We start from the raw sequence: 13,767 nt of genomic DNA on the forward strand, positions 1-13,767 counted from the left end.
CCCGCTTTTAGCTCGACGGCGGGCGGCGTCCAGCGCTCTCGCTGGTCATGCGGCCGGCCGGCCGGCAGCGGGGCGGGAGGTCGAGACCGCGCCAGGAGCGCCGAGGAAAGTTGCTTCCCGGCGCCCCCGCGCTTCTTCAGGTGGTCAGGGCACGAGGTCCTGCACGGCCTGCACCACCGCCTGGGCATTCATGCCCAGCCGGTCCATCACGATGTCGCCAGGGGCGCTCGTGCCGAAGCGGTCGATCCCGAGGGCGATCCCCTGGGTCCCGACCCACCGGTGCCAGCCGAAGGTGACGCCCGCCTCGATGGACACGCGCCGCATGCACGCGGCGGGCAGCACGGCCTCGCGGTAGGCGTGATCCTGGCGCGCGAACCGCTCCACACACGGCATCGAGACGACGCGGACGCCGGGCCCGATCCGCTTCGCGGCCTCGACCGCGTGCTGCACCTCGCTGCCCGTCGCGATCAGGATGGTCTCGAGCGCCGCCGTCTCCTTGACCAGGACGTAGGCGCCGCGCCGGACGCCCTCGCGCTTGGCGGCGGCGTCGCCCGGAAGCAGCGGGACGGCCTGGCGCGTGAGCGCGAGGACCGTCGGGCCATCGTTGCGCTCCAGCGCCGAGATCCAGGCGCCGGCCGTCTCCTCGGCGTCCGCCGGCCGGATGACGTCCAGATTGACGATGACGCGCAGCCCGGCGACGGTCTCGACGGGCTGGTGCGTCGGCCCGTCCTCGCCCACGCCCACCGAGTCGTGCGTGAAGATGTAGATGACCGGCAGGTGCGACAGCGCGGCCAGGCGGACGCTCGGCCGCAGGTAGTCCGCGAACACGAGGAACGTCGCGCCGCTCGGCCGCAGGCCGCCGTGGTACGCGATGCCGTTCATGATCGCGCCCATGCCGTGCTCGCGGATGCCGGCGCGGATGTTCCGGCCGCCGGGGTGCTCCGGATCGAAGTCGGTGCTCGACGCGATGTAGTTGAACGTCGAGCCGTAGAGGTCGGCGCTCGACCCGATGAGCGCGGGCACCGCCTCGGCGACCGCCTGCAGCACGGTCTCGCCGGCCTTGCGCGTGGCGACCTTGGTGCCGGCGGCGAAGGCGGGGACGCGCGCGTCGAGGTCCGCCGGGAGCTTCTTCGCGAGGCCGTCGTCGAGCTGGCGGGCGAGCTCCGGGTTCTTCGCGCGCCAGGCCTGGAAGGTCGCCTCCCACGCCCCGCGCACCTTGGCGAGCTCTTCCTTGCGCGTCGCGAAGAACTGCTTCACCTCCTCGCTGACGTAGAAGTGCTCCGCGGGCAGCCCCAGGTTCTTGCGGGCCTGATCCACGAACTTGGCGCCGCCCTCGCCGTGCGCCTTCTGCGTGCCGGCGACCTCCGGGATCCCCTTGCCGATGACGGTGTGGGCGACGACGAACTTCGGCTTTCCGCTCTTCGACGCGCGCGCCTGGCCGAGCACCCGGTGGACGGCCTCCAGATCGTTGCCCTGCTCGATGTGGAGCACCTCGAAGCCGTAGGCCTCGAAGCGCTTGGCCGTGTCCTCGCTCTGGGTCTTGATGGCCATCGCGTCGAGGGTGACGTCGTTGGCATCGTAGATGAGGATCAGGTTGTCGAGCTTGAAGTGCCCCGCGAAGGAGGCCGCCTCGGCGGCCACGCCCTCCTGGAGGCAGCCGTCGCCGGCGAGGCAGTAGACATTGAGATCGAAGATCGTGTGCTCCGGCGTGTTGTAACGCGCGGCGAGCATCTTGGCGGCCACCGCGTGCCCGACCGCGTTGCCCACGCCCTGGCCGAGCGGGCCCGTCGTCGCCTCGACGCCCTCGGTATAATGGTACTCCGGGTGGCCGGGCGTCTTCGACTCCCACTGCCGGAAGCGGCGGACGTCGTCGAGGGACACCGGATAGCCCGAGAGGTGCAGCCAGGCGTAGAGGAACATGCTGCCGTGACCGGCGGACAGGACGAAGCGATCGCGGTTCAACCAATGCGGTTCGCTCGGATCGTGGCGGAGGATGTCGCCGTAGAGCGCTGCACCGATCTCGGCGGCCCCTAGCGGTAGGCCGAGGTGACCGGATGAGCAGGCGTGGACGGCATCCATGGCGAGGCCGCGGGCGATCGAGGCCGCGGCGGCGAGCTTGGCGAAATCAGGCATGGCGCGCACTCTAACCTACTTCGTCGCGAAGCGCGCCCCTTCGCGAGGCCCCTCACCCGCCACCGACGCCTGGACCGCTGCGAGCGCGCCTCGGTGCCCGCTTGACTGTCCAGGGTTTCGTGGGATGCGCCGGGGCCGCGGGGCGGAGATCGGGCCGGTCCGCCCATTGGTTGCACCATGGCGGACGCCCGCCGCGCGGCCCGCTGCGCTCGCGGAGCCCCGGCAGCTGCTGGCGCGGCACTCGCCGGGAGACGGGCGCCGGGCCGACATGCCGCCGTTCGCCGCCGCCCTGAGGTGCAGGCGGACGCGATGGCGCCAAGGCGGCCTTCGCCCCCACGCCGGGTTCACCTTCACCACAAAGCTCGTTCCGGCGGGGATTGGCCCACCGCCGAGATCCGTATTTCCCAGGCTGCGGCCCACGACCACGGCATTGTCCTCTGGGTGGACGGCGACATCCTTTGCCTCTCCGCCATCCTCCGAGTCGTCCGGTTCGGACGGCCGGTAGAGGAGCTTTCGCCAGAGCACGGCGCCAGCAGGGTCTCGCTTCTCGACGTGGAAGTCGTGGTCAGGAGCGCCTTCACCAGCCATGCCGCCTGCGCCGTGAACCCGGGCGTGTCCCCCTCCTCGTTCTCCGTCCCAATCCCTGCCTGCTGATACCTCCAGCGGTGTCCACGGAAGCGGCGGAGGCTCAACGACCGCTCGGCGCACGGCCATACCGGCCTGGGCTTCGCCGGAGAGCCGACATGGCGCGCCTGGATCGAGGTGGGGCCCCCCTCCTCTTCCGCCCACAAAACACGTGCTAATTCCGCCCGTCCCGTGGTACGAGACGAGGGAGTCCGGGGGGATCCTTCGCTGTGGCAGGGCCACACAGCTCACAGTGCATGCGTCCGCTCGCTCGCCGTCCCGCTGGACATGCCGACCGGGAGCGGAAGGCTGGTTGGGGTGTACTGAGACCTGCAGAAACCTATGCAAGAGAGAGAAACTCCGCCCTCTGGGCTCATCCTCATCGTGGACGACAGCGCAGACAACCTGAACGTCCTGTCGAGCGCGCTCATGTCGGATGGATTGGAGGTCGCCGTCGCGTGCGACGGTGAGGAGGCGATCGAGCTGGCCAGCCGAGCCCAGCCCGATCTCATCTTGCTCGACGCGTTGATGCCCGGTCTCAGCGGGTTCGAGGCGTGCCGGCGAATCAAGGCCGATCCGGCGACGCAGAGCATCCCCGTCATCTTCATGACAGCGCTCGCTGAAGCGAAGTTCCGGATCCAGGGCTTTCGCCTGGGGGCCGTCGACTACGTGACCAAGCCGTTCGAGAAGACCGAGCTCCTGGCGCGGGTGCACACCCAGATCTCGCTCCGGCGCGCAACGCGGGCTCTCGAGGAGCGGAATGCGAGGCTCTCGGAGGAGATCCGGGAGCGCGCCAGGGCGGAGGAGGCGCTGGCGGAGGCCGTGCAGATGCTGCGTGACGCGAACACGCAGCTCTCGCAGCAACTCGCGCAGAGCGAGCGCGCCGAGGCGGCCAGAGCGGCGCTGCAGGAGCAGGTCATCGCGGCCCAGCGGGAGCGGCTCCTCGAGCTCTCCGCTCCGCTGATTCCGATCATCGATGGCATCCTCGTGATGCCCCTCGTCGGCACGGTGGACGTCGAGCGCGCCAGGCAAGCGGTCGAGACAGCGCTGCGCGGGGCGAGCGAGCGCGGTGCGGACCATCTCATCATCGACATCACCGGCGTCAAAGCGGTAGACGCGACTGTCGCGCGCATGCTCGTGCAAGCGGCGATGGGGCTCTCGCTGCTCGGCACGCGAACGGTTGTGACCGGAATCCGCGCCGAGGTGGCGCACACGTTCGTGGGGCTCGACCTGCACCGCGATCGCCTCGTGACGAAGGCCACCCTGCAGTCGGGCGTCGAGCATGCGCTGCGCACGCGCGGTCGTGGCCAGCCCAGGCGCGAGCTCTGAGCACGAGAGAATTCCGTTGTTGACCGGCGTCTCCGCCGGACCCGAAGAGGAGCTGAACCGGGATGGATCTGAGAGACTACGCTGTGGGGGAGGTCATGCACGAAGGGGCCGAGACCCGCGTGTGCCGCGCGGTCCATCGTCCCTCGGGCGATAGGGTGGTGCTCAAGTTTCCCGTGGCGGCCGCGCCGAGCTCGCGCGTGACGGGGCGCATCGTGCATGAGCACCACCTCCTGAAACAGCTCGGGGAGGTATCAGGGATAGCGCGGGCGCGGGAGCTCTTGCAGCGGGGCGGCACGGTCGCGCTGGTGCTCGAAGACCCGGGCTTCCGGTCGCTGGATGGCGTGCTGGCCGAGCGCGGGCGCCTGCCGGTGGAGGCGGGGCTCCGGCTGGGAGCGCTCCTCGCCCGGGTCCTCGAGGCCGTGCACGCGGCCGGCGTAACACACAAGGACATCAAACCACAGAACGTGCTGGTCGACGCGGCGTATACGCAGGTCGAGCTGCTCGACTTCGGCATCGCCTCGTCGCTGCCGCTGGAGGCGACCACGGCGAGCATCCCTGAAGGGCTCGAGGGGACGCTCGCGTACATGTCGCCGGAGCAGACGGGCCGCACGGCGCGCGCGCTCGACACGCGCACCGACCTCTACTCGCTCGGAGTGACGCTCTTCGAGGCGCTCTCGGGGCGGCTGCCGTTCACCGAGCGCGACCCGCTCTCGCTCGTGCACGCGCACCTCGCGAAGGAGCCGCCGAGCCTCGACGAGGTCGCCCCCGACGTGCCTCCGGGCCTCGCGGCGATCGCGTCAAGGCTCCTCGCGAAGAACCCTGACCGGCGGTATCAGACGGCCAAGGGGGCAGCCGAGGACCTGGAGCGAGCCCTTCGCATGTGGCTCGAGCGCGGCACGGTGGAGCGCTTCGCGCTCGGGGACAAGGATTTCTCGCGCCGGCTGCAGCTGCCAGACGTCCTCGTCGGGCGAGAGCGGGAGCGCGATCTCCTGGGCGCCGCCTTCGCCCGCGCCGCCGCGGGCACCGTGGAGCTCGTGCTCATCGGCGGCCCGTCCGGAATCGGCAAGACGGCGCTGGTGCGCACGGTGTACCAGGATATCGCGCAAGCGGGGCGCGGGCTCTTGATCTCGGGCAAGCACGACCCGATGGCGCGGTCGATGCCGTACGCGGCCACGGCGCAGGCGTTCGGGGCGCTGATGCAGCAGTGGCTGGCGAGCCCGAAGCCGGTGCTCGCGGCATGGCAGGAGCGAATCAAGGCCGAGGTGGGGGAAAACGCGCGGCTCATCGCCGACGTGGTCCCCGAGCTTGACCTGGTGATGGGCAAGCTCGCGCCGGTGCCGCCGGTGCAGGGCGATCTGGTGCTCGCCCGCCAGAAGCTGACGTGGCTGAATTTCGTGCGGGCGGTGGCGACGCCGAACGCGCCGCTCGTGATGTTCCTCGACGACATGCAGTGGGCCGACAGCGCCACGCTGGAGATCCTGAGGACGCTGCTGACCGACGCAGAGCGACGAGACCTCCTCGTGATCGCCGCGTACCGCGACAACGAGACGCCGCCCGAGCACTCGCTCTGGAAGCTCGTGGAGGCGGTGGAGAAGAGCGGCGCGACGGTGTCGACAATGACGGTGAGCCCCCTGTCGGAAGAGCAGGTGCAGGCGTGGGCGGCGCGGACGCTGAGCAGCGAGGCGGCGCGGGTGGCGCCGCTGTCACGGGTGCTGTGGCAAAAGACGCGAGGCAACCCCTTCTTTGTCGAGCAGCTGCTGCTCTCCCTGCACCGCCAGGGCAAGGTGGTCAGGGATCTGGAGAGCGGCGCATGGCGCTGGGACCAGAAGGAGCTGGAGCAGGCGCAGGTCACGGACAACGTCGTGGCCCTCTTGACGGACAAGCTGCTCGAGATGCCCGAAGCGACACAGCAGCTCCTGGGGCTCGCCGCGTGCGCGGGGCACGCCTTCCACCTCCACGACCTGGAGCGGCTCAGCGGATGGGAGCGCGCCCGGGTGACCGCCGCGCTGTGGCCCGCCCTGCGGGAGGAGCTCGTGGTGCCGGCCGATGGAGCCTACCGGACCGCGCAGGCGCTGGGGCAGGTCGGAACCGGAACCGGAGAAGGGGCGCTCGACGCGGAATACCGCTTCTTGCACGACCGCGTGCAGCAGGCGAGCTACGAGCGGGTCGCGCCGGAGCAGCGGGCGCTGGCCCACATGGAGATCGGCCGGCGGCTCTGGGCGCTGCATCGGGCGGAGGGCGGCACACCGCAGCAGCTCCTGGAGCTGGTGCGGCACCTGAACCTGGGCTCTTCGCGGACGAGCTCCGTAGAGGAACGCGTGGCGCTGGCGCGGCTCAACCTCGAAGCCGCGCGCGCCGCGAAGGCGGCGAGCTCGCACCGGCTCTTGGCGAGCCTCGCGGAGACCGCGCAGGCCTTGCTGGGCGACGGCGCGTGGCAGACGGAGCCCGAGCTGACCGCGCAGCTCGCGCTGGAGCGGCTCGAGGCGGCCTTTCTGCTGCGGGAGTTCGATGACGTCGAGACGCGGTCCGTACGGCTGCTCGCGACGCCTCTTCCGGCGCCGATCAGGCTTTCGGTGCAGGAGCTCCGCGTCCGCGCCTGCCAGGTGGCAGGTGAGTTCACGCGAGGGGTAGAGCACGGGCTCACGGCGCTTGCGGAGCAGGGTATCGTTCTTCCTGACACGGACGAGGCGCGCCTCACCGCCTTGCTCGAGGAGTCCGTCGAGCTGGATCGATGGTTCGAGGGCGACCCGGACGCGTTCGATCGGATGCCCTCCGATCCGTCGGTGGAGCAGGTGCTCATCGACGCGCTGATGATGCAGCTGATGGTGTGTGCTGGGATCGGCGGTCAGCCGATGCTGTCCACGCTCGCGATGGTCCGCGGCGTCCAAAGGGTGCGGCAGCGGGGCATGATCACGCCTATCTCTCCTTTCAACATCGTTTGCTTCGCGAACGCGTGGTCGATCACCACGGGGATGTACCGCCGATCCGCATCCTGGGTCTGGCCTGGCGTGCGCGCGGCGGAGCGTGTCGCGTCCCCGTTGCTGCCAGAGTGTCTGTGTTACCAGGCGATGTACATGGGCTACTCCCTCCCCGCGGATGAAATGGGGCCCGTCCTCGAAAGAAGCGTCACAACGGGCCTGAAGCTCGGCTCGTTCCAGGGCACGAGCTGGGGGCTGGTGGACGACTTGAGCTTCTACCGCGTATGGCGTGGTCAGCCGGTCGGACAGATCGAGGCGCACCGGACGGCTCATTGGGGCCTGATGCAGCGCGCAGGAGACGCTCTCGGGAAACACTATTACGAGATGTTCGCGTCATGGTGTGGCCTGCTGATGTCCAGCGGCAACGCGGCGTTGCTCCTCTCCGATGAGCCGCTTTCGCGAGGGTCGCGCTCCCTCCTGGCCGAGGGAGACGGGATGACGGCCGCGCATGCTCGCGTCCTCGAGGCGCACCTGTTCCTCGTCGCCGGCGCGTTCACGCACGCGCTCTCGCGCGCCCGGGAGGCCGCTCAGTTCCGACAGATCCTCTTCGGCTTTCCCCCTGTGACAGACATCCCGCTCTGGCTCGCGCTTGCAGCGGCGAAGTGCTGGAACGAGACGACGGATCCGGAAGAGCAGGCGAGGCTCCGCGAGCATATCGAGCACGGCCTCGAGCGTCTGAGGTACTTCGCCGAGGGGTGCGCAGACAACTTCCTGCACAAGCTGCGCCTGCTCGAGGCCGAGCACGCCCGCCTGCAGGGCAAGACCGACGAGGCCATGGCCAAGTACGACGAGGCCATCGAGCTGGCTCGCCAGCAGCGTTTTCTCCACATCGAAGCCCTGGCGGCTCAGCTCTGCGCCGAGTTCCACATCGAGGCGGGCAGGAGCCGTATCGCAGCGCTGTACCTGCGCGAGGCCAGGGACGCCTATGTCCGCTGGGACGCGCACGCGGTGGTGGCCCATCTTGAGGCGAGATGGCCCGCCCTGCTCCGTGCGCCTGCCCGGCCCGCGGCGGCCGATCGCCGCCGCACGACGGGCGTCGCCACGCTGACCACGACGGGCGCCGAGGGCGGCGCGCAGCTCGACGTGAACACCGCGGTGCGCGCGGCGCAGGCGCTGTCGAGCGAGCTCGACCCGGAGCGGGTCGTCGGCCGGCTGATGGAGCTCGTGCTGGAGAGCGCCGGCGCGCAGCGCGGCGTCCTGCTGCTCGGCGAAGGCGAAGAGCTCTCGGTCGTGGCGCGGCTCTCGGTGGAGGGGGGCCGCATCGAGACGGGCCTGTCCGAGCCGCTCTCGCAGAGCAGCGAGGTGGCGAGGACGGTGGCGCACTACGTGGCGCGCACGAACGAGCCGGTCGTGGTGGACGACGCCAGGTCGGACGCGCGCTTCGCGGCCGATCCGTACCTGGCCGCGCACCCGGTGCTCTCGCTCCTGGCGCTCCCCCTGTCGCATCGAGGGCGCCTCGTGGGCGTGCTCTACCTCGAGCACCGGGAGGCGCCTGCGGCGTTCCCCGAGCGGCGGGTGGAGCTCCTGTCGGTGGTCGCCGCGCAGGCCGCCATCGCCGTGGAGAACGCCCTCCTCTACCGGGACCTGGAGGCCAAGATCAAGGAGCGCACCGTCGAGCTCCGCATCGCCAAGGAAGCGGCGGAGCGCGCCAGCCAGGCCAAGAGCGACTTTCTCTCCAGCATGAGCCACGAGCTGCGAACGCCGCTCAACGGGATCATGGGGTATTGCCAGATCCTGGAGCGAGCGCCCGACATCCCGCAGGCGTGGCGGGATGGCCTGCACGTCATCCAGAGGTCGAGCGAGCATCTGCTCTCGCTCATCAACGACCTCTTGCATCTGGCCAAGATCGAGGCGGGCAAGGTGGACTCCGTGCTGACGGAGTTCCGGTTGCCTGCGCTCGTACGGACGGTGGTCGATCTGTGCCGGGTGCGCGCCGAAGCGAAGGGGATCACGTTCTCGCACGAGCTGCGCGGCCCCGCGCTTCAGGCCGTCCGTGCCGACGAGAAGCGGCTGATGCAGGTGCTCTTGAACCTCCTCGGCAATGCCATCAAGTTCACCGAGCGCGGGGGCGTCTCCCTTGGTGTCGAGGTGCTGGAGGAGAGCGTCCCTGCGGGGCGGATGGTGCGCTTCCGCATCGAGGACACGGGTCCTGGGATCGCCCCCGAGCACCTGTCGCGCATCTTCGAGCCCTTCGAGCAGGTGGGGGAGCAGAGCGCGAAGAGCGAGGGCACAGGGCTCGGCCTCGCCATCACGAAGAAGCTCGTGCAGCAGATGGGTGGGGCGGTCGAGGTGCAGAGCGAGGTCGGTGAGGGCAGCGTCTTCACCGTGACGTTCCCGCTCGCCGAGGCGCAACAGACGATGAGCCCCGGCGAGGACAGGGGGTGGAGCACGATCATCGGTTATCAGGGGGAGCGCCGCACGATACTCATCGCGGACGACAACCCCGACAACCGCGCCGTTGTGCGCGGGCTCCTCGGCCCGCTCGGCTTCGACCTGTGCGAAGCGGACGGCGGTGAGGCGGCGCTGCGCGTGGCCGCGCAGCGCGCGCCGGCGCTCATCCTGATGGACGTGTACATGCGGGGCATGGATGGTTACGAGGCCGCGCGCCGTCTCCGGCGCATGCCCGAGCTCCGGCAGGTGGCGATCGTGGTCTCGTCGGCGAGCGTCTCCGAGGCCGAGCAGCAGAAGTGCGCCCTCGCCGGCTGCGATGACTTCCTGCCCAAGCCCGTCGTGGCAAGCGCGCTCCTGGACAAGATATCGCGGTTGCTGGGCATCGAGTGGCTCAGGCGCGAAGAGGCGCCTGCTCGGGACGCGCCGGCGGAGGAGCTCCCCGACGGCGGACACCTCGCGCCGCCTCCGGCAGAAGAGCTGGAGATGTTGTCGGCGCTCGCGAAGAAGGGGCTCATCCACAGGATCCTGGAAGAGGCGGAGCGCATAAGGCAGCACGACCCGCGGTTCAGGCCTTGGATCGATCAGCTCACGACGCTCGCCCGCCGCTATCAGACCCGGAAGCTGCGGGACTTTGTCGGTGCGTACGGCCCAGGCGGCGCGCACGGCGGCAATGGCCGCGCGGATCCGCAGGAACCGACGTAGAACGCGGAATGGTGCTCGGCGCGCTCGCGTGCGTCAGGGGGCCAAGACCGCGACGAAGCCGTCCCGGCCCGTGGCGGTGAGCGGGCCGGCGCCGAAGTCGGCTGTACCCGTGAAGTCGCCGACGAGCGCGATGCGGTCGGCGCGGTAGGTCGTCAAGCCTCGTATCGTGGCGGGCGTGCCCGTGAACGTGCGGCGCCAGAGCTCCGCGCCGGAGGCATCGAGCTTGACGAGGGACTGCTCTCCCAGGACGAGGATGTTGCCGGCGGAGTCCGTGACCACGGCGTCGCTCGGAGCCTCTCGGTGCCAGAGATAGTCGCCGAGCGGGCTCAGCTTCACCACGAAGTGCGTTCCGGCGGGGACTGGCCCACCGCCGAGATCCAGATTTCCCAGGCTGCGGCCCACGACCACGACATGATCCTCGGGGTCGACGGCGACATCCTTTGCCTCTCCTCCGTCATCCGAGAAGTCCGGCGCCGACGGTCCGGACAGGAATTTTCGCCAGAGCGCGGTGCCCGCAGGGTCTCGCTTCTCGACATGGAAATAATTGGCGCAAGGGCATAGCCCTGGGCCCTTGCTGTGCCCCATGGCCAGGAGGACGTTGCCGGCGCTGTCGACGGCGATCCCGCCCGGGCTGTCGAACGACCGATGGGAGAAGCCCCACATGTACTCGCCCGCCGCATTGTAGGTTATCACGCTCATGCCGGTGTCGACGGAGCTCGGGTAGACGAACAGCGCAGTAGAGGTGCCCGCGGCACCTGCCGCGATGTCTCGTAGGTGGATCGAGCTCAGGCCGTCCCCGGCGTTGTATCCGTGGCTGAAGAGGTGGTTCCCGTCCGGATCGAGCTTGACGAGGAAGACGGCGCTCGACGAGAAGTCGTCGGTAAAGGGGAGCGGGCCGCCTCCGAAATCCACAGACGGCGTCCCTCCGTAGCGGGTACCGCCATAGGCCCCGCCGAGGAAGATGTTGCCGCTCCCGTCGAGCGCGATCTTGGTTCCGGCTTCGCCGTACATGCTGCTGCCGAATCGTCTGCTCCATATCGCGTGGCCTGCCGGGTCGAGCTTGAGCACGAACACGTCCACGGCTCCTGCGCTCACGAGCGGCCCCGCCCCGAAATCGACCGTCCTCTCGAACGCGCCCGTCACATAGAGGTTGCCCGCGGCGTCCGTTGCGACGCCGTAGGCGGCGTCAGCGCCAGCGCCGCCCAGCGCGGCGGACCAAAGCGGCGGAAGCGAGCATTGCCCCGTACCATCGCAGTCCTCGTCGGCCTCCGAGGCGCAGTCTTCAGCTGACGGCGTGATCTCGCCGGTGCACGGGCCATAGCCAGATCCGTCTGGTAGGCAGGTCTGAACACCGGCGGTGCAGAGCCCCACGCCTTGCGTCCCCGGTAGCCCCGAATAGCAGCTCAGGTGCGATCCCGGCTCGCAAACCGCTGTGCCGCCACCGCCGCCGCCGGTCGCCGGCTCTCCCCCGGCGCCCCCCTGCCCGCCGCCGCCGGTCGCCGGCTCTCCCCCGGCGCCTCCCTGGCCACCGCCGCCGGTCGCCGGCTCTCCCCCGGCGCCTCCCTGCCCGCCGCCGCCGGTCGCCGGCTCTCCCCCGGCGCCTCCCTCACCACCGCCGCTGGTCGCCGGCTCTCCCCCGGTCCCTCCCTGCCCGCCGCCGCCGGTCGCCGGCTCTCCCCCGGCGCCTCCCTGGCCACCGCCGCCCGTCGTGCAGCCGAGGGTCAGCGCCATCCCGAGCATCGCAGCCCCTCTTGGCCCCTGCCACACCCAAATACCTCCGTGTCTCACGTGCTCCACCTTTCCCTTCCGGGTACTGACGACGGGTTCCCCGAGCGCTTCCCTGGTTCTGGACGCGGGAGGAGCGCTGGCCACGAGGCGCTAGATGCGCCGACGCGCGCGCACATTCATCTCGCGAGAAGCCCCGGGCGGGCAGCCGCCGGTCGATCGGTCGCACTCGGCGTCGCGGCGCCCGACGCCAGGTCGCTCTCAACATGGCTGTCCTTGCCCAGGCCGCGCCCCTGATCCTTCGCTCCTCCGTGGACCCCAGAAGGCGCCGGGGAGGCAGGAGAAAGAGGCCCTGTTCGCGCCCGAGCTCAAGGCGGAGGCGGTACGTCTGGCGACGGCGGACGACCGGAGCACCGGCCAGCTGCCGGGAGCGCTCACGACGCCCGAGCGTGAGGAGCTCCAGCGGCTGGAGATGGGGATGGGGCGTGAGAGCCGAAAAAAGCGGAGGCCTCCTCGTCAAGGAAAGCACGTGAGGCGAGCCGACATGGGACCTCGGAACCAGGCGGAAAGCGCCCATCTCATGCGTACGTAGATGGAATGGATGACCTGTGTGGCTCAGCGTACCCTCTCCACCGCACCCTGCACCCCTCTCCGCTTCCGCCTACAAAAGGTATGTTAAGGCTGAACAGCCCGTGGTACGAACGGGAAAGAGAAGACGGAATGTTTCCTGTGATGGGGCCGCCAGCTCACGTTGTACGCATTTTCTCGCCCGCCGTCCATTGGGGCACGCCGACCGGGCGCACGAGGCTCGCGCGATCGTGCTGAGCCGGCAGAGACCCATGCAAGAACAAGAAACTCCGCTCTCTGGCCTCGTCCTCATCGTGGACGACAGCGCGGACAACCTGGCCGTGCTGTCGCACGCGCTCATGTCGGATGGATTGGAGGTCGCCGTCGCGCGCGACGGTGAGGAGGCGATCGAGCTGGTCAGCCGGGCCCAGCCGGACCTCGTCTTGCTCGACGCGCTGATGCCCGGCCTCAGCGGGTTCGAGACGTGCCGGCGGCTCAAGGCCGATCCGGCGACGCAGGGCATCCCCGTCATCTTCATGACGGCGCTCGCTGAAGCGAGGTTCAGGCTCCAGGGCTTTCGCCTGGGGGCCGTCGACTATGTGACAAAGCCGTTCGAGAAGACCGAGCTCCTGGCGCGGGTGCACACCCAGATCTCGCTCCGGCGCGCAACGCGAGCTCTCGAGGAGCGGAATACGAGGCTCTCGGAGGAGATCCGGGAGCGCGCCAGGGCGGAGGAGGCGCTGGCGCAGGCCGTGCAAATGCTGCGCGACGCGAACGAGCGGCTCTCGCAGCAGCTGATGCAGAGCGAGCGCGCCGAGGCGGCCAGGGCGGCGCTGCAAGAGCAGATCATCGCGGCCCAGCGGGAGCGGCTCCTCGAGCTGTCCGCTCCGCTCATTCCGATGATCGATGGCGTCCTCGTGATGCCCCTCATCGGCACGGTGGACGTCGAGCGCGCCGGACAAGCGGTCGAGACAGCGCTGCGCGGGGCGAGCGAGCGCGGGGCGGACTATCTCATCATCGACATCACCGGTGTACAAGCAGTCGATGAGACGGTTGCGCGCATGCTCGTGCAAGCCGCGATGGGGCTCTCGCTGCTCGGCACGCGGACGGTCGTCACGGGCATCCGCGCAGAGGTAGCGCAAACGCTCGTGGCGCTCGACCTGCACCTCGATCAGCTCGTGACGAAGGCCACCCTCCAGTCGGGCGTGGAGCACGCGCTGCGGACACGCGACCGCCGCCAGCACAGGCCCGAGCGCTGAAGTACCGCAGGATTCCGTTGTTGCCCGGCGTCTCCGCCGGACCCGAGGAGGAGCTGAAC

At 69.9% G+C, this 13,767-nt stretch carries 5 protein-coding genes; 3 read left to right on the plus strand and 2 right to left on the minus strand.

The genetic code is table 11. From position 1 onward, the window contains the following. Positions 1-144 precede the first annotated feature (144 nt). Positions 145-2,133, minus strand: a complete 1,989-nt coding sequence (gene tkt / locus WMF46_RS21785; protein WP_437987332.1) for a transketolase — start codon at positions 2,131-2,133, stop codon at positions 145-147. A 966-nt stretch (positions 2,134-3,099) separates the two neighbouring features. Between tkt and WMF46_RS21790 the strand changes: the two genes are divergently transcribed. Together WMF46_RS21790 and WMF46_RS21795 are read left to right on the plus strand one after the other, a co-directional pair. Then, the gene (locus WMF46_RS21790; protein ID WP_437987333.1) at positions 3,100-4,086 is read left to right on the plus strand and encodes a response regulator; all 987 of its coding nucleotides are present in this window, start codon (positions 3,100-3,102) and stop codon (positions 4,084-4,086) included. Between the two features lie 62 nt (positions 4,087-4,148). After that, on the plus strand, positions 4,149-10,157 hold the full coding sequence (locus WMF46_RS21795; protein WP_437987334.1) for an AAA family ATPase: 6,009 nt from the start codon (positions 4,149-4,151) through the stop codon (positions 10,155-10,157). 33 nt (positions 10,158-10,190) lie between these two features. Here WMF46_RS21795 and WMF46_RS21800 read toward each other — a convergent pair whose 3' ends face one another. Continuing rightward, positions 10,191-11,888 carry a hypothetical protein gene (locus tag WMF46_RS21800; RefSeq protein ID WP_437987335.1) on the minus strand — a complete coding sequence of 566 codons (1,698 nt, stop codon included), beginning with the start codon at positions 11,886-11,888 and terminating at the stop codon, positions 10,191-10,193. Positions 11,889-12,721: 833 nt separating this feature from the next. Here WMF46_RS21800 and WMF46_RS21805 point away from each other — a divergent pair. Then, positions 12,722-13,708, plus strand: a complete 987-nt coding sequence (locus WMF46_RS21805) for a response regulator (RefSeq protein ID WP_437987336.1) — start codon at positions 12,722-12,724, stop codon at positions 13,706-13,708. Positions 13,709-13,767 lie beyond the last annotated feature (59 nt).

This window comes from Sorangium sp. So ce117 (assembly GCF_051524395.1).
Taxonomy (GTDB): Bacteria; Myxococcota_A; Polyangia; order Polyangiales; family Polyangiaceae; genus Sorangium; species Sorangium cellulosum_B.

Bases quoted from the DNA above. Each gene is read 5' to 3' on its own strand.
- WMF46_RS21790 (WP_437987333.1), top strand. From the start codon at position 3,100: ATGCAAGAGAGAGAAACTCCGCCCTCTGGGCTCATCCTCATCGTGGAC.
- WMF46_RS21805 (WP_437987336.1), top strand. From the start codon at position 12,722: ATGCAAGAACAAGAAACTCCGCTCTCTGGCCTCGTCCTCATCGTGGAC.
- tkt (WP_437987332.1), bottom strand. From the start codon at position 2,133: ATGCCTGATTTCGCCAAGCTCGCCGCCGCGGCCTCGATCGCCCGCGGC.
- WMF46_RS21800 (WP_437987335.1), bottom strand. From the start codon at position 11,888: ATGGCGCTGACCCTCGGCTGCACGACGGGCGGCGGTGGCCAGGGAGGC.
- WMF46_RS21795 (WP_437987334.1), top strand. From the start codon at position 4,149: ATGGATCTGAGAGACTACGCTGTGGGGGAGGTCATGCACGAAGGGGCC.